Raw genomic sequence first — 21,372 nt, 5'->3', positions numbered from 1 at the left:
GCAGTCCGCGCCGAGGGCGAGCAGGTCGCCGGGCCTGGCCTGGTCCTGGGCCACCAGGCCGGGCAGCAGCGCGGCGAGGACCGTCCACACGGTGCTGTACGCCCCGGTGTCGGCCGCTGCGCGCAGCGACTCGGCCAGCCGGGTCGGCTTGACCGACCCTAGGCGGATCAGCTCGGCGCTCTCGCGGCCGAGCAGGTCGCCGTCCAGGTCGCCGCGGGCGGCCAGGACCAGCAGGGCGTCCACCGCGGCGGTGCGGTCCTCCCGGTGGCGGGCGCCGAGGCCGTGGCCGACGGCGAGGTGGACCGCGAGGCCGGCCGGGCCGTCGGCCTCCGCCAGGTACGGGAGCACGGCGGCGGCGCCGCGGTCGTCCTGATCGGCGGCGGCGGCCACGACGTGCAGCAGCCGCGCGGCGGTCTCCTCGCGGTGGTGCGGCAGGACGGCCGCGCGGTGGGCGTCCGTCCAGGGCGACCAGTACGAGCGGCGGTGCCGCTGCTCGGTCGGGCCGAGCAGGCGGGCGGTGTCCCGCGGGAGGCCGGTCGCGAGGGGCGAGCCGTCCTGCCGGGCCAGCCTGCGGGTCGGCACCGCCCAGGGCAGCAGGGTCTCGGCGGCGGTGACCTCCGCCCTGGAGGCCTGGTGCGGCAGCCCGCCGGTGCGCAGCCAGGCCGCGAGCCGCTCGCCTTCCGGCGACTCCAGCCGGGCGGCCGCGGCGAGTACCTCGGGGTCGCCGGTCGGGGTGACGCGCAGCAGTGCCTGGGTGAGGTCGACCGGGCCGGGGGCGGTGCCGCGGTGCTCGTAGCCGGCGAGTCGCTCGACCAGGGTGGCCGCGTCGAGCGCGCCGGTGGCGGCGGTCGGGGTGGCGAGCAGGTACGGGACCGGGCGGGTGGCCAGCCGGTGGACCGTCTCCTCGATGCGGGAGGCGAGGTGGTCGGTGAAGCCGCTGCCTTCGTCGTGGCCGCGCAGCCGGTCGTCGCGGCCGCGGATCACGGCGAGTGCGCGGGGGACGGAGGTCGCCGTGGCGGCTTCGGCGACGGGGTGCAGCGGGTGCCAGGAGTTGCGGCCCAGGACGGGCGCGAGCGCTTCGGCGAGCGCGGCCCGGTCCTGCCAGGCGTGCCGTACCAGGCCGTCCAGGGTGCGTTCAAAGGTGACGGGGTCCTGGTCGCCGGCGAGTACCGCGCCGAGTTCCTCGGCGAGTTCGGCCGGGGTCGCGACGGGCGGCGGCACGGGCCGCGGGGCCGGTACGGGTGGGAGCAGTTCCCGGTGCGCCTCGGTGGCGATCTCGGTGCCGAACAGCTGCGCGGCGCGGGCGTGGTGGGCGGGGTCGAGCGAGGCTGCGGCCTCGCGCAGTGCCGGGAGGACGGCGGTGCCGGCCACCGGGAGGTGACGGGCGATCACCTTGAGTGCCTGGTCCTGGAGGCCGCGGTCCTGGTGGCCGAGGGCGGCGGCCGCGGCCAGTACCACCGGTCCCGACCGGTCGCGTGCCGCCCGGGCGGCGCGATCGAGCCAGCCGAGCTGGGCGCGGACGAGCTTCTTCTCCGGGCGGAACAGCAGGACCCCGGAGGCCTGCTCGAGCGCCTCGTCGGGCAGCCGGCCGGCGCTCTCCAGGCCGGCCAGCACCTGCTGGGCGTGGCCGGCGAGGGTGGAGGGGCCGTCCAGCAGGCCGAGCAGGGTGGGGACGTGTGCGGTGTACTCGTCCTCGGTGGGTGCGAAGGTCTTGAGCACGGTGAGGAACGGCCGCAGTTCGGCGGGCCGGCCGCCGCGCAGCAGCCGGGCCAGGCAGCGGGTCAGCAGGTCGGCGCGGTCCAGGATCCCGTCGTCGGCGAGCCGGGCCAGGACGGCGGGCCAGCGCTGTGAGTCGTCCTTCGCGGCCCACGGCCCTTCCAGGTCGGTGCCGATCTCCGCCACCTCGAACAGGCGGGGTGCGAGCGCGGGGGTGAACGGGTCGGCAGCCAGCCGGGCGTGCAGGTCGGTGCCGGGCGGCAGGGCGCCGCTGCGCTGGTCGGGGCGGGCCCGCTCGCCGACCCACTGCACGACGAAGGGGTCGGCGGTCGGTACGGGGCAGCCGAGCCGGTGGATCAGGTTCTCGAGCAGGAGGAAGCGTTCGGACCAGCGCCAGCCGGGGGCGCGCCGTTCGGCGAGGCGGGCGACCACGGCGGACCGCCACTCGGCCGGTTGGCGCTCCAGCACCGCCAGCAGCGCCGGGTCGCGCCAGCCTGAGCAGTCCTCGAACGCCCGGCCGCCCAGCCAGTCGGCGACGGCCGACGGCGCGGTGTGGCAGCCGGCGCCGGCCACCAGCAGCGCCGTCCAGGCACCGGCCGAGGTGTGCCGGCTCCGCCCGTACTCGGTGCGCAGGGCGCGCAGCGCGGGCAGCTCGCAGCGGCGCTGCTCCGGGGTGAGGGTGGCGATCAGCTGGGCGGTGCGGGTGGTGCGGCCGCGGCGCACCAGGTCGGTCAGCTCGCTCACCGGGCGTCCTCCGTCCGGGCGGCGCGGGCCAGGCCGACGGCGAGCACGTGCTTGCACGGGCCGCGTCCGCCGCGGTACTTGGCCCACCACAGGCAGGTGCAGCCGAGGGCGCCGTCGGCGCCGGTGCGCACGTGCTGGACGTGGTCGCCGACGGTGACGACGGCGCGTTGGTCCTCCAGCCGGACGGCGCCGGCAGCGTGCAGGGCGCGGGCGGCGGTCAGCCGCGGGTTGTGGGCCTCGGCGTGGCCGGTGGTGTAGGGCAGTGCGCGGTGGAAGTAGGCGGCGTCCGCGGGGTCGTAGCCGATCCGGCCGGCGGTGCCGAGGCGGGTGAGTGCGGCGCGCACCCGGCTGACGGGGATCGCGGCCTGTTCGGCGAGTTCGGCCGGGTCGATCCGCGGGTCCCAGGCGAGCAGGGCGGCGACCAGGTCGGCGTCGTCCGCGGAGCCTTCAGCGGCGAGGGCGTCCAGCACTCCGCCTTCGCCGGAGAAGCCGCGGGTGGCGTCCGGGGAGAGGGTGAGGGTCAGCCGCATGCCGGGCAGGACGATCTCCCAGGCGGACGCGGCGGGGCCGTTGACCTGGGCCGGGCCGTAGATCCGCAGGGCGAGGGCGTGCCGCAGGACGCGTTGGAGTGCGGCCAGGCGCTCGGGGCCGGGCAGGCAGACGGCGCCGTGGACGGGACGGGCGGTCGGGCGCAGCGTGCGGCCGGCCGGGACGACCCACCCGGGCGGGGCGGAGCGGTCGCCGCCGCGGGGCAGGGCGCGCAGGAAGCGGACGGCCTCGGCGGCGGGGAGTTCGGCGCGGAGTTCGAAGGTGGCGGCGATGACCTGGGTCTCGGCGAAGCCGCGCAGCCAGCGTTCGGGCAGCGGGACCTTCTTCTCCACCAGGGGCCCGTCGAGGGTGGTGACCTCCAGGGCGTCGGGGCCGACGGCGAGGTGCAGCGGGTCGGTGCCGCCGAGCCGTGACAGGCTCTCCCGCAGTGGGTTGTTGATGTCCACGTTGGTGGTGCCGTGGTGGACGTCGCCGCCGTCGAGGCCGTCGGCGAGGACGTCGAGGCGGGCGTGGACGCCGCAGCAGCCGGAGAAGGACTCGAAGCGCAGCCGGTCGCCGTCCGCGGTGACCACCGGGTCGAGCGAGGCGCGCAGGCGGGGCTGGTGGTAGCGGGCCGCGGCGATGTCGGCGACCGTGAGGAGGGCGGCGGCCGCGGCCGCGGGGGAGGTCAGGAAGCCGCTGAAGAAGCGGGGGTTGGCGGCCTGGCCGAGCGGGGTGGCGCCGCCGGAGGTCTCAAGGGCGAGGCTGCGTCCGTCGGTGTTCTGCCGCACCGCGGAAGGGCGCAGGTAGGCGTAGGTGTGTACGGCTTGCGTCATGCCGAGGACGGTAAGGCGGGTCACTGACACCGGCCCCCGTGGCGGGGTTCCCGACGGGCGGCGGTCGGCCGGCGTGGTGACCCTTCGCGGGTGCATTTGCGACCGACGCGGGCTCAGGAAGGCCCCGCAGTGGCCGACACCACAGGGACCTGGCATGAACCCGGCATAAATCCGGCCTCGGCCGGGTACAACGGAGTACGAGGAGATGGACCCGGCCGGCACTCCCCCACGGAATACACAGCCGGGCCCAGCAGGTCACCACGGCCGCCCCAGCGCTCCCCCCACGGAGCGCGAAGGCGGCCGTCTCCACGACCTGCCACCACCACTGAGCGTACATGCCAAAGATACGCGCCGCTACCACCCCCGACCGGACGTTCGGTGACGGCCCCTTCGGCGGCGCCCCTGCAACGGGCCGCACTTCGCCGATGCGCCGTCAGCCGACCACGGCCACGCAGCCACGGTCCACCGCCGGTGAGCCGGTTCGCCGGTTCGCCGCCTACGGCTTGTGGGCGACGCCGCCGGCGATGCACCGCTGAGCCGCGTTCAGCTCCCCGGCCCGCGGGCCGTCGGGCCGCCAGTCGACGCACCGCACCAGGCCCGGGTCGACCATCTCCAGGCCGTTGAACAGGTCCTGCAACTCGGCCTTGGTGGAGAAGGTGCCACTGCCCATCATGCTGTGCAGGAACATGTCCTCCATCTTCCGGGCGGTCGCGCTGTACTCGTCCTCCGGGTCCAGGAAGTGACTGACCGCCACGTAGGAGCCGGGCGCAAGGGCGTCGAGGTAGGCGCGCATGATGTCCCTGCGGGTGCGCAGGTGCTCGCCGTTGTAGTGGTGCAGCGTGCCCAGTTGCAGCAGCGCGATCGGCTTGCTCCAGTCCAGGTGGGACGCCACCACCTCGTTCCGCAGCAGCTTCTCCGGCTCGAAGATGTCCGCGGCGACGACGACGGCCGTCCTGCTCCCCTCCAGCAGCGCGCGGCCGTGGGCCAGCACCAGTGGATCGTTGTCCACGTAGACGACCCGCGCGTCCGGATCGATCCGCTGCACCACCTGATGGGTGTTCTCCGCGGTCGGCAGGCCCGAACCGCAGTCCAGGTACTGGGTGATACCGGCCTCGGCGGCCAGGAACCGGCACGCGCGGATCAGGAAGGCCCGGTTCTCGACCGCCAGGTCGGCGGCCTCCGGCGCGGCCTTCCGCACGCCGCGGACCACCTCACGGTCCACCTCGTAGTTGTCCTTGCCGCCGAGGAAGGCGTCGTACACCCTGGCGATACTGGGTTTCGTCGGATCGACATCGGACATTGCGCTCGACATACGGGCCTCACGGTCGGTCTCGATCGGATCGTTCGGTCGACGGACCCTAATCCGGCGAGGGCGCCGAAGTCGGCAGCGCTCGCCGCCACTGTGCGGAAGCCACCCGATGGTGTGACCAACAGCAGTTCCAGGCCCGGCGGTTCGACGCCGGGCTGGTCGTCGACCTCGTCCGCCTCCTCGAGCCTCTCGCCGATCGCCTACCTGACGGCCGGTTCGTCGGCCACCTCGAGGTGGTAGGTCACCTCGACGCGGAAGCCCTCCGGCGTCGCCGACTTGAACCACAGCACGTACTGGCCGGGCCTGAGCGGCTCGATGCTGCACCAGTGTCCCCACGTCGATCGCGGCAGGCCCCGCGACCAGTACCACCCGGCGGAGGTCTCGTGCAGCGGCAGCGGTGAGCCGTTGAGGTCCGCCTTCGCGACGGCCAGTTGCATCCGCGGCGCCCCGAGGGGAGCCAGCAGCGCCGTGATCTCGTAGGTGAACACGGGGAAGAACAGCGGCGTCCCCGCCGGCACGCGGCACCGCCGCTCGGCCCGCCCACCGAACGTCCCCGCCAGGAACCACACGTCGGCCGCCTGGCCCCACGCCGCGTGTTCCCCGGTCCGGTCCCGCACGGGAGAGTGCCCGGCCGGCGCGGAGAACGCCCACTTCCACCAGCGGGCGGCCAGATCGCGGCGCCGCCGCCCGGCGTCCCCCGTCGGACCGGATCCGGTGACCGTGGTTTCCAATGCGCTTCCCCCTCAACAGCTTCGAACCTGCCGACGTGGGCGACCCTATACGGGCAGCACACGATCAGCCCGGCCGGACAGGTGCGGCACCCCCGGCGACGAGCCGAGCAGGCCAGCGGTCTGATGGCCCGGCCCCCGCGGGCGCCGGTAATCCGGTTCCGGCGGGAGCAGGCCGGCCGCTACCGTGATCCACGGCCGGGCCGGGACACGCCGGCCGGCCGGGGAGAGGAGCCCAGCGCCCATGAACGACATCCGGGCCGGCCTGCAACGCGGCACCGTGCCGCGTTCGGTGCCGGCGGCCCACCTGCCCGGGCTGGGTCTGCCGCTGACGCTGCGTCCGGTCGACGACGCCCGCGCCACGCAGGCCGCCGTGTTCGATCCGGCGCTCACGCAGCACCCCAACGCCTTCCGCGCCGCCGACCCGAGCTTCACCGACCCCGCGCTGTCGACCGGCTGGTACGCGGCGCGCCGACGCGCCATGGACCTGCTGCTCGCGGCCGTCGCCGACTCCCCGTGGGCCGGGCACCTGGTCGTGCGCGGCAGCGTGGTACTCCGCGCCTGGTACGGCGACGCCGCCCGCGAGCCCGGCGACCTGGACTTCGTGGTCGTCCCGCAGGACTGGCGGATCGAGGAGGACCGCACCACCGACCTGCTGCAGGGCATCGCCTGCGCTGCGGAGGCGGCGAGCACTGCAACCGTGCGGTTCCGCGCGGCCGAGGCTGTCAGCGAGGAGATCTGGACGTACGACCGGGTACCGGGGAGGCGGCTGGTCCTGCCCTGGCACGCCGACGGGCTGCCCGGCGGCGCGGTGCAGCTCGACTTCGTCTTCAACGAACCACTGCCGATGGCGCCCGAAACCGTCCTGCTGCCTGCCCTGGACGCCCCCGGTGCCAGGCTGGCCGCGGCGACCCGCGAACTGTCGCTCGCGTGGAAACTGATGTGGCTGGTCACCGACATCCACCCCCAGGGCAAGGACCTCTACGACGCCCTGCTGCTCGCCGAGTCGACCCCGCTGCCCTACCGGGTGCTGCGGGACGTCTTCGCCACCGGCGAGGCCCACTACGCCGAACACCCGGTGGACGCGGACACCATCACCGCCCTCGCCGACCGCCTCGAACCCGCGCGGCAGCACTTCGAGCGGGAGTACCCGCACCTCGCCGGGACGACCGCCGACGCCCTGCCGCGCCTGGCCACGGCTCTCACCCCGACCTTCGCCCGCACCGACCCCACCCCTCTCGGGCCCTGGTGGGCACAGGGCTGGATCGAACGCCTGTGCCCGGCCCACGCGGAAGGGGGACTGGGGGCGGTCCAGGCCCTGCTCCTCCACTCGGGAGCATCCTTCCGGCTCGCCCACCGTCTGACCCGAACGCTGCTCCATGCCACCGCCTGGGCCGCGCCCGCGGACGTGTCCGGGGCCGCGCCGGACGGGACGGCACTCGCCGAGGCGATGCTGCGTTGCCCGGCGTGGCAGTACTGGGCCGAGCAGGTCCGCGACGGCAGGACCACCATCGACCGGCTGCTGCAACGGCTGGGCTGACCTGCGAAATCATGTGACGGGCGTTCGCACGTCCGTGCTCTAATACGCTGTCACGCCGTCCACGCACCACCTGCGGGTGCACGTCAGACCGGAGCACGACCGGCCGATGAACGCTGTATGCCCCCACTGCACCGAGTCCGACCGGACCGTCAGCGTGCCGCACGCCCTGACCGACACCGGCGACCCGCTCCCGGCAACGGAGCACGGCCTACTCCTGCCACCCCCGCCCCCGCCCCCGGTGCGGGCGACGGCCGAGCGCAGCAGGCCCGCCATGGGTCTCTACATCGCGGCGGCCGTGGTCACCGCCCTGTGGCTGAAGAACCTTGCCGGGGACCTTTCCGATCTGCAGGACGCCAGCCCCGCCTACCGCCTGGGCTACCTCCTCGGCCCGCTGTTCCTGTCCGTGCCCCTCGCGGTGGCCGGGCTCGTTGTGCAGCTGTCGACGAGACGACGGCGGGTCATGGCAGGCGAGGACGGTGCCGCGAAGCAGCTCGCGGTCTGGGAGAGGCGCCACCGGGTCTGGCAGGCGGCCTGGCTGTGCCGCCGGTGCCGGGTGGCGTTCTTCCCGATGGGGGCCATCAGCCCGGGCTTCCCCGCCTCACCGCCCATCGCGGTGGCGCAACTCCCGATGTGGGTGACCGCCACGGCCGAGCGCGAGTTCGGCGTACCGGAGCCGGCCGCGCGCAAGTCCGCCACGGCGGAGCCGGCCGCTCCGCACTGAGCTCACCGAGGGCCGGGGATCTGCCGGGCAGGCGTCGGGGAATCCCGTCGTCCTGAGGTCCGGGACGATGGCAACGGAGACGTGCCGGACGACCGGTCCACGCGGCGGCGACCAGGTCGGCGCCCGGGCCGGGCGCCGACGGCCGCGTGATCACCGGCCAGGAGCGGTCCGGTCGGCCTGCAGCACGAAGAACAGGAAGCGCGGCTTGGCCGCGATGGCCGCGGGGAACAGCTCGCGGGTGGCCGGGTCGGGCTCCGGCTCGCTGATGACCGTGATCCGGAAAGCCTGCCGCGGTGAAGGCTTCGACCATCGCGTGCAGCGGCCGGTGCCACAGGCTGATCCGGGCGCTGCGGCCGCCCATGGTCCACTCCTCGGTCCAGTTGGTCGTGTCGGAGTAGTTGTACTCGGCATGGCGGCCTGCCTCGCGGTGCATGAGGCTGGTGACTCCTCCATGACAGCCGACGAACAGCCGGAGCACACGCACCCCACCGGTTTACCCCGCCGTCGGCGGCCGCTGCGGACCCGCCGACGGTCAACGACTACGACGGCTTCGCCGAGGAGTACGCGGCCGAGAACGAGACCAACCTCGTCAACGCCCACTACGAGCGGCCCGCGATGCTCGCCCTCGCCGGGGACGTGACCGGCCGGCGGATCCTCGACGCGGACTGCGGCTCAGGGCCGCTGTTCGCCGCGCTGCGCGACCGCGGCGCCGTCGTGAGCGGCTTCGACGCGAGTTCCGGGATGCTGGCGCTGGCCCGCCGACGGCTCGGCGACGGCGCGGACCTGCGCGTGGCCGACCTGGGCGGACCGCTGCCCTACCCCGACGACGCGTTCGACGATGTGGTCGCGTCTCTGGTGCTGCACTACCTGGAGGACTGGGGACCTGCGCCGGCGGAACTGCGCCGCGTACTCAGGCCGGGCGGCCGCCTGATCGCATCCGTCGACCACCCCTTCGCCATCCCCCTGATCTCCGCAGGGAATCCCGGCGTTTAGGCCGGGCGGGAATGCGATTCCTGACATGGAGGCGCGAAGCGACGGAGGTCTCTGCGCCTCCATGGTGACGATCAGGTGGGCCGCTTCTGGTTCTCGATGTAGTCCTTGACGATGCTGAGCGGTGCGCCGCCGCAGGACCCCGCGAAGTACGAGGGTGCCCAGAACACTGACCCCGATGCGGTTGATACGTCCGGTGTACTCGGCGCGCAGGTAGCGGGAGCTGACGCCCTTCAGGCTGTTGACCAGCTTCGAGACGGGGACCTCCGGCGGGCGGTGCACCAGCAGGTGGACGTGGTCGCCCTCGCCGTTGAACTCCCGCACCTCCGCACCGAAACTCTCGCACACGTCCCGCATGATCGCCTCGCAGCGGGTCAGCATGGCGTCGTCGAAGATCTCACGCCGGTACTTGGTGACGAATACCAAGTGTGCGTGCAGGTTGTGGACGACGTGGTTTCCCCGTCGTATGTCGGGGTCCGGTCCCCAGCGTGGTGCCATGGACCAGGCGCAGTATGGTCGTATCGACCTTGAAGGGGGGTGGGCCGGATGATCCGTGCGTACAAGTTCCTCATGCGGCCCACCGTGGGCCAGGCGCAAGCACTCGGCGAGATGCTGCGGGACCACTGCTCGCTCTACAATGGGGCGTTGCAGGAGCGTCGCGACGCCTACCGGCACATGTCGAGGACCAGCGTCAAGTACGGCATGCAGTCCGCTCAGCTCAAGGACATCCGGGCGTTCGACCCGGACCGCCAGGGCCGCTGGTCGTTCTCCTCCCAGCAGGCGACACTTCGCCGTCTCGACAAGGCGTTCACCGCGTTCTTCCGCCGGGTCAAGTCCGGCGACACGCCCGGCTACCCGCGCTTTCGCGGGGTCAACTGGTTCGACACGGTGGACTTCCCCAAGGACGGTGACGGCTGCCGCTGGGATTCGACCCCACACGACCCCGTCACCCGAGTCCGCTTCCAGGGCGTCGGGCACGTCAGGCTCAACCGGCACCGCCCGGTGGTCGGCAGGGTCAAGACCGTCTCGGTGAAGCGCGAGGGCCGCAAGTGGTTCGTCGTCCTGACCGCCGAGCAGGAACAGTCCGAGCGGCTGCCCGCGACCGGCTCCGTGGTCGGGATCGACCTGGGCATAGCCACCTTTCTCGCCGACTCGGGTGGCGGGTTCGTCCCCAATCCGCGTCACGGCCGCGCCGCCGCCGCGAAGCTCGAAGCCGCTCAGCAGGCACTCTCGCGGTTCCCGCGTGTCCGCCGCGACAAGCGCACCGGCAACCACCAGCGGGCGGTGGAGAAGGTCGCGAAGCTGCACGGCAAGGTGCGCCGACAGAGGCTCGACCACGCGCACAAGACTGCCCTCGGTCTGGTCCGTGAGTATGACTTCATCGCGCACGAAGACCTCAAGATCCGCAACATGTCCCGCTCGGTCGCGCCCAGGCCCGACCCCGAGACGCCGGGCGTCTTCCTGCCCAACGGAGCAGCGGCCAAGGCCGGGCTCAACCGTTCGATCATGGATGCCGGTTGGGGGGTGTTCCTCACGATCCTCACCAGCAAGGCTGAGAGCGCCGGTCGGGAAGTGATCGCCGTGGACCCCCGCAACACCTCCCGTACCTGCCCCGAATGCGGGCACGTCGCGAAGGAGAACCGGCCGACCCAGGAGAAGTTCCACTGCGGGTCGTGCGGCCACACGGCGCACGCCGACACAGTGGGAGCACTCAATGTTCTACGGGCCGGGCTGGTCCGTCGCGAGGCCCACCCGGCTTAGCGAGAAGCCCCGGCGTTTACGTCGGGGAGGAGTCACGTTCACGGTCAACGAGTACCTCGACGGCACGGTCAAGTCGATCGCTTTCCAGCAAGAGCACGGGCGGGCGACCATCGGTGTCATGGCCCCCGGTGACTACCGGTTCGACACCGCGGGCCCGGAGACCATTCACGTGATCAGCGGTGCCCTGACCGTCAGGCTGCCCGGTGCCGACGCCTGGCGGACCTTCGCGGCCGGCACCCGGTTCGACGTCCGGGCACCAGCACCTTCGACCTCAAGGTGGAGTCCGACACCGCCTACCTCTGCGAGTACCGCTGACCGCACCGGCCGGCCGGCCGTTGACCTGGCCGCTCGTCGCGCCGGGGCAGAACCCGGCGGGCAGGGCGGGCGTGCCGGGCACGGGGCCCGGCGTGGCGGCGTTACCGTCATCGGGTGACGGGGATCGACGCTGACCGGTGGTGGTCCGCCTCCATGCCGGCCGTGTACGAGCGGTACCTCGTACCGGCGGTCTTCCGGCCGTTCGCCGAGGACCTGGCCGCGCGGGCGGCGGCGCTGGGCCCCCGGCGGATCCTCGAGCTGGCCGCGGGGACGGGTGTGCTGACCTCGGGGCTGCTGGAAGCGGTGCCGACGGCCGGGGTGACCGCGACCGACCTGAACGAGGCCATGGTCGTGTTCGGGTCGGCCCGGGCCTCCGGCGCGGAGTGGCGGCAGGCCGACGCGCAGCGGCTGCCGTTCCCGGACGGGCGGTTCGACCTGGTGGTCTGCCAGTTCGGTGTGATGTTCTTTCCCGACCGGGTGGCGGCTTTCGCCGAGGTCCGCCGGGTGCTGGCCCCGGGCGGCCGGTTCCTGTTCAACACGTGGGGACCGCTCGCGACGCAGGGGTTCGCGGCCGCGGTGCAGGCCGGACTGGAGCGGGCCTTTCCGGTCGACCCGCCGCGGTTCATCCCGACTGTGCCGCACGGCTGCGCCGAACGCGCCGTCGTGGCCGGCGAGCTGACGGCCGCCGGTCTCGCCGTCGAGGACGTGCAGGAGCTGACGTTGCAGGGCCGGGCGGCGGCGGCCGCCGACATCGCCGCCGGGTTCCTCGCCGGAACCCCGGTGCGTACGGCCGTCGAGGAGCGCGGCGGCGGGCCGGAAGTCCGGGCGACCGTCGTCGAGGAGACCACCGCCCGACTGGGCGCGGGGCAGGTGACCGCCCCGATGACGGCGTACGTCTTCCGCGCCTGCGCCTGAACGCGGCCCGCGCCCGCGCCGCCGACCGGCGGTACGGCCTCCGGCGGGTCGGCCCGCCGGTGAACCTTCCGCGCCGATCCTGCGTCCTCCCTGACAGACCGCCACCGCACGCCCGGGAGAACAGACCATGGCCGACACCGACACCACGCAGACCGAGGACCGGGACCACGCCCCGGCACCGTGGTGGGCGGAGCTCGGGACGTGGGGATCCGTCGGGCTGATCGTCCTCGGGGCGGTCGCGGCGGTCTGGGTCTCCTTCCGGCTGCCCGGTACCCCGGAGGAACTGGCCTCCGGCTACTACCAGGCCGCCAGGGTCGTCGCCATCGGCCTGGTGACCGTGGGATGCGCCCTGCTGGGCCGCCGGCGGGCCCGGGCCGCCGCCGTCGACGGTGCGGGCGAGCAGGAACGCGGCTGACCCCACCGCGCAGCGGACGTCCGCGGCCCACCCCTCAGGCTGCTCCCCCGGCCGGCCGGCTCACCCGGCGCCCTGGGGCGGCAGGGCCGCCACGGTCGGGTGGTCCCGCCCGATCGGGCCCACCCGTGCGCTGCTGCCGGGGCTGCCGAGGTCGGCGAAGAACTCGGCGTTCACGGCGTTGAAGTGCGCCCACTCCTCGGGGGTGTCGTCCTCGAAGAGGATCGCTTCGACGGGGCACGCCGGCTCGCAGGCTCCGCAGTCGATGCACTCGTCGGGGTGGACGTAGAGCATCCGCTCCCCCTCGTAGATGCAGTCGACGGGGCATTCGTCCATGCATGCCTTGTCCTTGACGTCCACACAGGGCAAAGCGATCACAAACGTCATCGAACTGCCGTCCCTTCCGGATCGTTGCTGCTTGTCGTTGCGACGCAGCCGACCGTAGGACCTCAAGTAAGGTTGAGCACAAGAGGAGGCCACCGCATGACGACCTACCGTTCCGGCGATGCCCGGCCCGCCGCGGACGACTGGCTGAGCATCGGCGAGGTGAGCGCGCGGACCGGGGCGGCCGTCTCCGCCCTACGGTTCTACGAGGAGTTCGGCCTGATCGCCTCCCAGCGCGACGGCCGCAACCAGCGCCGCTACCCGCGGCACATGCTCCGCCGCATCGCGCTGATCTCGGTGGCCAAGCGGATCGGCATCCCGTTGCAGGACCTCCTCGAGGCGTTCGCCGATGTGCCGCTCGACCGCCCGCCGAGCCATCAGGAGTGGCAGCGGGCCTCGCGCGGCTGGAAGCGCAGGCTGGAGGAGCGGCGGCTGACCATCGAGCGGCTCGAGTCCGAGCTCACCGGGTGCATCGGCTGCGGCTGTCTCTCGATGAAGGCCTGCGCCCTGCTCAACCCCGGAGACAGCCTCGCCGACGACGGCGCCGGGCCCCGGCGGCTGTGAGCGACGGGTGCCCGGCGGACTCCCCCGTGGGGTTGGGCACCCACGGGGAGTCCGCCCGGGCACCCGGTCAGTCTCCTCGCACCTCCGCCCGGGCGATCACGCGGACTCCGCCGGTGCCGTGCTCCGCCCTGCGGCGAACGCGGCCGCCGCCGTGACGCTCGCGGCGGCAGCGGTCCGCACCGGGTCGTCCGGCCGCGGCCCGTCCGGCTGGAGCCCGTCCGGCTGGAGCCCGCCCGACCCCTGCCCGCCCGACCCCTGCCCGTCCGACAGTTGCCCGTCCGGCTGCTGGTCGTCCGCCGCCCGGCGGTGGCGGAGCGTCAGTTCGCGGCTGCCCTCGGGGCGGGCGGTGACCCGGAAGTCCCACTGGTGGCCGCTCTCGGGCGCACCGGCCAGCCGGACGGAGACCTCACTCGGCCGCGTGCCCGGCTTGAGGTAGGTGGCCTCCTCGATCCTGCGGATCTGCTCGGCCGGGTCACCGGTCAGCTCGAACTCCCGGCGCAACGGCAGTTCCGCGCCCTCGCCGGAGACGGTGAGGTGGAGCCGCCCGATCTCCGGCAGCCCGTCCTGGAGCAGCGGACGGGCCGCGGCCGCGGCGGACGCCATCGCGGCGGTGACCAGCTCGTTGGCCGGGCCGGGCTCGGTCCACGTCTCGCGGTGGATGTCGTACGGCTCGTGTGCGGGCCAGCCGTCCTGGGCCCCGGCGACGAGGTCGTCCAGGATGACGGGCGACCCCTCGGCGCTCTTGCGCTCCACGTAGTCGATCACCTTGCGCACGTCGTCGGCCTTGAGTGCCTCGCCGTCGGGCGTGTTGAGCAGGTCCCCCAGCAGGGCGGAGGTGGCGGCCGAGGATCCGCCGGCCAGTTCGACCAGCCGGTGGGTCGCCTGGATGTGGGCGCGGCCGGCTTCGGTTCCGGCGGTGAACTCCCCGCCGAAGGCCGCCCGTCCGACGCGGGCGGTGCCGATCAGCTGTTCGCGCTCGGCGGGCGTGGCGGCGGTGTGGTCGAACGGCCGGTCGCCCCCGGTCAGCGTCCGGTGGACGTCCTCGAGCAGCCGTGCCCCGTCGCCGGAGCGCAGTTCTCCGCCCTTGTGGTCCTCGGTGAAGGCGAGGTAGTGGTCGCCCGGCAGGTCGACCCCGGTGGTCTCGGACAGCGGGATGTCGACGGTGAACGGGATGATTCCCTTCTCCTTGACGGGGTTGCGGTTCCCGTCGAAGAGGGTCACCTCCACCTCGGCGGCGCCGTGGTAACGGGCCATCGGGGTGGCGAACTTGCCGTTGGAGACGATCTGGCCCGAGTCGCCGTGCGTGCCGCCCTCGCGCCACAGCCGCTGGGCGCCGCCGGTGATCGCCGGGTTGTTGGTGACGTCCCCGGTGATCCTGGCGCCGACCTGGCCCTGCACGCCCGCGTTCTTCGCCGCCAGGTCGGAGCGGACGGTGCCGGAGGAGGTGGCGTTGGCCGGGCTCAGCTCGACCGCGGCGTCGGTGTCCCGGTGTTCGAGCGAGACGATCTTCACGCCGACCTCCACCCCCTTGCCGCCGCCGAGCGTCACCCGCTTGGTCGGGATGCTCGCCGCCACCTCGCTGCCCTGGCTCGCGGTGCCGAACATCGCCGAGAGGTGGCTGTGCGAGGTGACGGTCCCGACCATGGGCTCCATCTCCTGCCAGGTCGACCTGCCGAAGAACTCCGGACCTCGCAGCCGGACCAGGTCCTGGACGCCGCCGACGTCGCCGAGCCAGCGCAGCACGTCGGTGTCGCGCAGCCCGGTCTCCCAGACCCGCTCCGGCGGGATCCGGACGCTGACCTGTTCGGGCACCTCGGTCGGGAGCGTCCGGGGCGGGCGCTGCGCGGTCGGCGCGTCGTCGGAGCTCTTCGGGGGGACCGGCACGGTCTCGCCGGACTCGACGATGGTCTCGAAGCCGATCGCCGCGGTGCGCCGCTGGTGGACGGAGGCTCCGACCCACGGCCGCCGGGTGATGGTGAACTGCAGCTCGGCCTCTCCGCGGTAGGCGCTGCCGGGAAGCTTGGCCTTGGTCGCGGAGCCGGCCGCGGTGCTGCTGGTCCGGACGTCCGCGTGCTCCTGCCCCCGGCCGCCGGTACCGGTCACACCGGCGGTCACCGAGACGGGCGCACCCGGCACGGGAACGGCCGCCGTCGCACCGAGGACGCCTTGGTGGCCGTGGCCGGTGCCGTTGGAGTCGGCGAAGGACCGCTGGACGTCCGTACCGGTGTTGAACTCGGTGGTGCCCGAATCGCCCAGGTGCTCCATCCGGTCGCGGAGCACCGCGCCCACGCGGACGGTGGTGCGGCCGTGCCGCACGACGATCTCGTCCCCGGCCGTCATGCCCTTCAGCCTGGACTGGAGCCGGTCGGGGGTGAGTTCCTCGTCCAGCTTGCGGCGGATGCCCGCCCAGTCGCTCGCGAAGGGGTTGCGTTCCGGCTTGGGCCGGCCGTCCGGTCCCCCCGTCACCGGGCGCGAGCTGCCGGACTTCCAGCCCGACTCCACCTGGGACACGATCGACTCGCCCAGGGTCCGCCGGGGGCCGGGGGTGGCCCCGGCCGTGGGGTGCGCGGTGTCGTTCTTGGTGCCCGGCGCGGTGCCGTGCGCCGCGGCGGGCTGTGCGCCGGGCCGTGCGTCGGGCAGTGCGTGGACGTCGGTGACGATCGCCGAGGAGTCCAGGCGCCTTCCCTCCACGAAGCCCTTCGGCTGCTTCGCCGTGGTCCGCTCGACCGGCCCGGACACCGGGTCGGCGTCCCGCATCGGGACGGCCACCCGGGCCACGGTGTCGACCTGCTGGGTGTGCGAGCCGTCGTCCACGCCGAGGCGCTTGAACGTGACCTTGACGTCGTACGCCGCGTCGACGTCGAAGAACACCGCCGGCTCGACGTGCTTGCCGCGGTTGGAGGCCGAGCCGACGGTCTCCGCGCCGTGGCCGTAGCTGCGGTCCATCCGGTGGGCGTAGCCGCCGGTGGTGGTCACGAACGGGGCCCGGATGTTGGTCCGGCCGCCGGCGTCGAGGCGGTCGCGGCGGTCCCGCAGGTTGCCCTGGCCGCGGGAGGTGCGGGTGCCGGACTCGAACTCGTACTTGTCCGCGGTGGAGTGGTAGGTGGTGTCCGCCAGCCTGGCCGTGACGGTGACCTCGGCCTTCCAGGTCGTCCCCGAGACGGTCTCGGTGATCTTCCCTCCCCGGGTGAGCTGGGAGAGCTGGGTCTTGAGCGCGACCCGGTCGAAGGTGGCGCCGATCCGCTGCGTCACCTCGTCCGACGGCTCCCCGTACTTGGACCGGACCGCGTCCTCGACCGCGGTGCGCACCTTGTCGGCGCCGCTCAGGGTGTGCACCACGTAGGACGCGTTCAGCTCGTGCTGCTCGCGCATCCGGCGCGGCGCGGTGTGGGTCGCCGCGGGCCGGTCGAGCTCCACGCCGTCACGACGGGTACCGGCAGGCCGGTCGTCGCGGGCGGGCGCGGAGCCTTCGGCGGGTGCGGCGGGCTCCGGGGGCTCGGCGGGGCGCTTGAAGGCGACCGTGCCGTCCTCGCTGCGGGGCGCCTGGACCTTGACGGTGTCCCGGGCGTCCATCCCCACCTCGACGCGCAGCGGTGCCGAGACGGCGGACCGGCCGTCGGGGGCCTCGCCGGGCCGGCCGAAGTGCACGTCCACGGCCAGGTCGGCACCGTAGATGACCTGCGGCGCACTGTACTTCCCGTTGGCGTACACCCGGTCGGCCTGGCGGCCCTGCCCGCCCACGCGGTCGCGCTGCTGGCCGGACGCCGTGGCGAGCAGGTCGGCGCCGGGTGCGCCCTTGGCGACGGTGCCGCCGAGCTGGCCGTTGGCAGCGCCGGTGCGTGCCAGCAGCCGGCGGTCGACGCTGAACGCGCCGGTCTCGTTCACCGTGTTGAGCTCGGCCTTGCCGTCCTCGCGGCGGTAGGTCATCGACTCGACCCGGGCGGTCGCGGTGACCACCAGGCTCTCCTTGCCGGGGATCTTCACCTCCAGCGCCTCGCCGCGGGTCATCCCGGTCAGCCTGGCGGCCAGGTTCGGCTGGGTGAACCCGCGCAGGACCTGGTCCCGGACGGCGTCCCAGTCGTCGCCGAAACGCTCCCGCCCCTTGGCGTCCACGGCCACCCGCAGTGCGGCGGTGCTCTCCAGGTCCCGCACCACGACGGTCTCGCCCAGACCGCCCCGGTCGTCACCCCCGTGCCAGACCGAGTCCGGCGGGCTGGTGACCTCGTGCGTCGGCGGCGCGGTGGTCCCGTCCGTCTTGACGGTCTCGGTGGTCCCGTCGGACTTGGCGGTCCCGTCGGACTTGGGGGTGGTCCCGTCGGTCTCTGGTGCGGGCGACTTCTGCGGCTCGGGCGAGGTGGTGTCGCGGGCCGCGGGGTCCGCCTTGACGGCTTCGGGGGTCGTGTCCCCGCGGTCGACCAGCAGCCGGACGTCCGCCGTTCCCGCCTCGTGCGTGTCGGCCTTGCCGTTGAAGGACATCTCGAAGTGGACGGCGCCCTCGTAGCGGACGCCGGGCACCTTGGACTTGCTGGTGAGCTGGGCGGACCGGCTGTCACCGGCGATCTCGACTCGGTCCCGGCCGAGCCGCCCGGCGCCGCCGACGCCCATCAGGGCCGCCCCCGGCTTCAGCACGTTCGCCAGCCCGAACTGTCCCGCGTTGCCTCGGGTCGTCGCGGTGCTGCGCACCTGCTGGACGCTGGTGCCGATGTTGAACTCGGTCTCCTTGGTGGTGCCGGTCTGGTGCAGGTCGCCGACCCGCGCGCTGATCTCGACCGTGCCGACCGTCCGGCCGCGCCGGTCGGTGAGCGCGACGGTGACCGGTTCACCGGCCGTCATGCTCTTCAGGTCCCGCTGGAGCCGTCCGAAGTCCACCTCCGCGAGGACCTTCTCACGCAGCGCGGGCCAGTCCTTCCCGAACTCCTGCTTGGCCGCCTGCTCCACGTGGTCGAGCAGTTCCTCCACCGGCCGGTTGCCCTGGGAGGCGCCGTGCGGGGACAGGTCGAGCACGATCTCCTGACCGCCGACGCGGCCGTCCAGCAGGCGCTGCGGGGGTGTCCGCAGTTCGCCGACCGCACCGGCCTCGGGACGGACCGGGACGGCAACCGTCATGCCGAGGTCCACCGTCTCCGCGTGGCCGCCGGACCCGGTGCGAACCGGGGTGTGGTCGTGGCGCAGGTCGCCGAAGTCCAGCTCCAGCCGCATCGTCGACTTGAACACGTTGGCGGGCTCGGAGGTCTTGGAGCGCGCCACCATCCCGCCGAGGTCCAGGTTGACCTCGCCGTGGCCGCGGTCGTGGAAGTAGGCGGCGAGCTCCGCCGGCTCCGCGCCCCCGCCCGACTGCCGGGCCTGGACACCGATGTTGTACTGCCACTGCGCGTCGCGGCCGGTCCCGGTCGCCACCGTCCGGTCGGCGCCGTTCTCGAACTCGATCTTCTCGGTGCGCAGGTGCGTCGACTCGGTGACCTGGCCGCGCAGCTTGATGCTGCCGCTCCAGCCGTTGCCCTCGAGCGGGGCCGTCCACACCTCGCCGCGGGAGAGCGCACTGAGTATGGGGCGCAGGGTCGCCGGGCCGAAGTGGGCGTCGGCGAAGGCCCGGGCCGCGGCCCGGTCCCCTGGGACGGCCTGTTCGAGGACGGCGATGACCTTGTCCCGGACCGCCGCTTCGTTCTCGGTCAGCCCGACCACCAGGTCGGTACCTGCGATCGGCCGGGGACCAGCGGCATCCTGGTGCGGCGGCTGCGGCTCCGGCTGCGGCTCGGGCTCGGGCTTCGGCTCGGGCTCGGGCTTCGGCTCGGGATCTGCGGTGGTGTGCTGCTGCTGGGACGGCTGCTGCTCGGCCTCGGGCGTCACCGTCGGCTTCTCGTGGGACTCCGGTGACTTCTCGTGGGTCTCCGGCGAGGCGGGGTCCTTCGGCGCGACCGGCTTCTCCCCGCTCTTCTCCGGAGCGGGATCCTTCGGCGCGGCCGGCTTCTCGCCGGACTTCTCCGGGGTGGGGGCCGGCGTGCCCTCGCGGGTGGCGGCCGGCGGGTGGGTGTCCGTCGACGTGGACGCCACGGGTTCACTGCCGTCGTAGTGGTTGCCCCGGTGGTACACCGTCACCGCCCGCCCGTCCGCGGGTCCGAAGACGGCGAGCGGGGTGCCGTCGTGGCCGACCACCCGCATCCGAAGGCCCAGCGCATGGGCCGCGGCAGCGGGGAGCATCTCGCCCTCGTTGGTCAGCCAGCGGTTCTCCCAGTCCCCGACGGTCCGGAGCAGGGCTTCCCGCTCGCGGGGCGACGGCGGCGGTGCGTTGTGGGCGAGGTGGTCGCCGACGATCTCCCTCAGATCGTCGAGCGGCATCCCGGCGTACCCGTCCCGGACGTCGGCCGGGAGGTGCTCGAGCAGGTCACGCTCGCCCAGCCCCGGCCGGCCGAGCATGTGGTGGCGGTAGTTGGACACCACCTCGGTCGGCCAGCGTTCCGGGGGAAGCTCACTGAAGTGCTGCTCGACCGCGGTCTGCAGCCGCCTGGCGACGCCGCCGGACTCCGCCGTCCGCGGTCCCACCAGGTCGGGTGCGCTGACGGCGACCGAGTGGAGCAGGCAGAGCCCGTCGGCCGCCACCTTCACACGTGATCCCGGCGGCGGGAAGTCGACCTCGGTGGCGGCCCGGTGCGCAGGTGACGGGAGGCTCTCGTTCGTCGCGGGGGTGGTGCCGCGTTCCTGGCCCGGACGGGCCGGGACCGGGTCGTGGCCGGTCGTGGGCGTGGGCGGGGTGGTGCGGGTGGTGCCTTCGGTCGTCCCGTCCTGGTGGTCGTGCACCGGGGCGGCGGTGCTCGTGGTGTTGGCGGTGTGCGGGGTGACGCCGTTGCCCTCGGAGGTGGAGTGCTCCGGCTTCACCGCCGCCGACGCGGACGGCGGTGGTGGCGGCGGCGGTGGCGGCGTCAGGTCTCCGTCGCGGCCGCGGCCGGTGCCAGGGCGGATGGTGCCGCCGGAGCCGGTGGGCGTACTGGGCCGCACGGCCGGCGGCTTGGGCGCGGGCGGAATCGAGTGAGTCCCGGAGCTGGGCCGGCCGCCGCCGCCTTGGTGACCGGTGGAGCCGCTGCCCGCGACCGGGCCGGGTACGAACCCGCCGGCCGTCGGCGGGGTGACGTTCGGGCTCTGGGTGACGGACGACGAGGACGCGTCGGGTGGGACGACCTGGCCGGGCAGCGCCTGCTCCGGCTCGGTACGGGTCGGCGTGTGGCCGCCGGAGATCCGGGTCCCGCCGTCGAGGTTGGTGTTGCCTCCGGCCCCCGACGCGTGTGCGGCACCGCCGAGTACCCCGGACAGGTTGGGCACGGGCCCCGTACCACTCCCCTGCGCAGGGACGTCCGACGGCTCCGCCACCGTCTCGCGCACCGGCGGAGCCGTGTGCCCGGCGGAGGAACCGGCCGTCACGGTCTGCTGCTCGTGTACGGGGGTGGCAGCCGACCGAGGCCCGCCGGACTCGACGGGCCGCTCGTCCCGCGAGACGCCCTCGTGGCTGCCGCGTTCCACGGCGGACTCGTGCGGCGGCTGCTCCTGCCGCGGCGTGCCTTCCTGCCCGGTACGTTCGACGACGGGCTCACGCACGGGCTGCTCCTGCCGCGGCGCGCCCTCGTCGGAGCCGCGCCCGACCGGAGACTCGTTCAGCGGCTGCTCCTGCCGTGGCACGCTCTCCTGGGCGCCGCCGCGCTCCGCGACCTGCTGGTGCGGAGCCGGCTCCTGACCCGCCGTCGGCTCGTGCGAGAGCTGGTCGTGCCGCAGCACCGACTCCTGCCCGCTGCCCTGCATCACCGGCTCGTGAGCGACCGACTCCTGACGCGGGGCCGGCTCGTGCGACGCCACCGCAGCGGTATCCGGGCGGGTCGACGCCTGCTCGTGCACACTGCGCGCGGCGACCGGCTCCTGTACG

12 protein-coding genes and 4 pseudogenes are annotated in these 21,372 nt (G+C 73.9%); 8 read left to right on the top strand and 8 right to left on the bottom strand.

What is annotated here, in order from left to right; all coding sequences use genetic code 11:
- The 4 genes from AA75_RS43970 to AA75_RS43955 form a co-directional block, all read right to left on the bottom strand.
- Positions 1–2,460 (bottom strand): DUF6493 family protein (locus AA75_RS43970; protein ID WP_051814461.1); only part of this gene is annotated, 2,460 nt, incomplete at its 3' end.
- On the bottom strand, positions 2,457–3,824 hold the full coding sequence (locus AA75_RS43965; RefSeq protein WP_033826168.1) for an SWIM zinc finger family protein: 1,368 nt from the start codon (positions 3,822–3,824) through the stop codon (positions 2,457–2,459). The genes AA75_RS43970 and AA75_RS43965, both read right to left, overlap by 4 nt.
- Before the next feature lie 496 nt (positions 3,825–4,320).
- Complete coding sequence (locus tag AA75_RS43960) at positions 4,321–5,124, bottom strand: SAM-dependent methyltransferase (protein ID WP_233289467.1); 804 nt, start codon at positions 5,122–5,124, stop codon at positions 4,321–4,323.
- A 209-nt stretch (positions 5,125–5,333) separates the two neighbouring features.
- Complete coding sequence (locus tag AA75_RS43955) at positions 5,334–5,864, bottom strand: hypothetical protein (RefSeq protein WP_051814459.1); 531 nt, start codon at positions 5,862–5,864, stop codon at positions 5,334–5,336.
- 241 nt (positions 5,865–6,105) lie between these two features.
- On the opposite strand from AA75_RS43955, the gene AA75_RS43950 reads away from it, so the two are divergent.
- Both AA75_RS43950 and AA75_RS43945 read left to right on the top strand, forming a co-directional pair.
- Positions 6,106–7,401, top strand: a complete 1,296-nt coding sequence (locus tag AA75_RS43950) for a nucleotidyl transferase AbiEii/AbiGii toxin family protein (RefSeq protein WP_063794564.1) — start codon at positions 6,106–6,108, stop codon at positions 7,399–7,401.
- A gap of 106 nt (positions 7,402–7,507) precedes the next feature.
- Positions 7,508–8,122 (top strand): hypothetical protein, encoded by a 615-nt coding sequence (locus tag AA75_RS43945; RefSeq protein WP_033826166.1) that lies wholly within the window; start codon positions 7,508–7,510, stop codon positions 8,120–8,122.
- A 150-nt stretch (positions 8,123–8,272) separates the two neighbouring features.
- Here the strand turns inward: AA75_RS43945 and AA75_RS53310 are convergent.
- Positions 8,273–8,561 (bottom strand): annotated as a pseudogene (locus AA75_RS53310) (SAM-dependent methyltransferase); the annotation flags it as partial.
- 12 nt (positions 8,562–8,573) lie between these two features.
- Here AA75_RS53310 and AA75_RS43940 point away from each other — a divergent pair.
- Positions 8,574–9,091 (top strand): annotated as a pseudogene (locus tag AA75_RS43940) (class I SAM-dependent methyltransferase); the annotation flags it as partial.
- A 95-nt stretch (positions 9,092–9,186) separates the two neighbouring features.
- On the opposite strand, the pseudogene tnpA reads toward AA75_RS43940, so the two are convergent.
- A pseudogene (gene tnpA / locus AA75_RS43935) lies at positions 9,187–9,610 on the bottom strand (IS200/IS605 family transposase).
- Between the two features lie 48 nt (positions 9,611–9,658).
- Here tnpA and AA75_RS43930 point away from each other — a divergent pair.
- The 4 genes and pseudogenes from AA75_RS43930 (at position 9,659) to AA75_RS43915 (ending at position 12,518) form a co-directional block, all read left to right on the top strand.
- The gene (locus AA75_RS43930) at positions 9,659–10,873 is read left to right on the top strand and encodes an RNA-guided endonuclease TnpB family protein (protein ID WP_033826178.1); all 1,215 of its coding nucleotides are present in this window, start codon (positions 9,659–9,661) and stop codon (positions 10,871–10,873) included.
- Positions 10,874–10,949: 76 nt separating this feature from the next.
- A pseudogene (locus AA75_RS54230) lies at positions 10,950–11,188 on the top strand (pyrimidine/purine nucleoside phosphorylase).
- Positions 11,189–11,341: 153 nt separating this feature from the next.
- Positions 11,342–12,103, top strand: coding sequence for a class I SAM-dependent methyltransferase (locus AA75_RS43920; protein ID WP_033826165.1), 762 nt, complete (start codon positions 11,342–11,344; stop codon positions 12,101–12,103).
- Positions 12,104–12,230: 127 nt separating this feature from the next.
- Positions 12,231–12,518 carry a hypothetical protein gene (locus AA75_RS43915; RefSeq protein ID WP_033826164.1) on the top strand — a complete coding sequence of 96 codons (288 nt, stop codon included), beginning with the start codon at positions 12,231–12,233 and terminating at the stop codon, positions 12,516–12,518.
- Between the two features lie 60 nt (positions 12,519–12,578).
- Here AA75_RS43915 and fdxA read toward each other — a convergent pair whose 3' ends face one another.
- A complete protein-coding gene (gene fdxA / locus AA75_RS43910; protein ID WP_033826163.1) occupies positions 12,579–12,902 on the bottom strand; it encodes a ferredoxin in 324 nt (107 codons plus the stop codon).
- A 96-nt stretch (positions 12,903–12,998) separates the two neighbouring features.
- Here fdxA and soxR point away from each other — a divergent pair, with 96 nt between their 5' ends.
- On the top strand, positions 12,999–13,463 hold the full coding sequence (gene soxR, locus AA75_RS43905) for a redox-sensitive transcriptional activator SoxR (RefSeq protein ID WP_033826162.1): 465 nt from the start codon (positions 12,999–13,001) through the stop codon (positions 13,461–13,463).
- Between the two features lie 96 nt (positions 13,464–13,559).
- On the opposite strand, the gene AA75_RS43900 is transcribed toward soxR, so the two are convergent.
- A complete protein-coding gene (locus AA75_RS43900; RefSeq protein ID WP_199520571.1) occupies positions 13,560–21,305 on the bottom strand; it encodes a hypothetical protein in 7,746 nt (2,581 codons plus the stop codon).
- Positions 21,306–21,372: the final 67 nt, after the last annotated feature.

The organism is Kitasatospora sp. MBT63 (assembly GCF_000710465.2).
Classification (GTDB): domain Bacteria; phylum Actinomycetota; class Actinomycetes; order Streptomycetales; family Streptomycetaceae; genus Kitasatospora.
The sequence above is the reverse complement of the archived record's forward strand: the minus strand, read 5'-3'. Positions and strand labels throughout refer to the sequence as shown.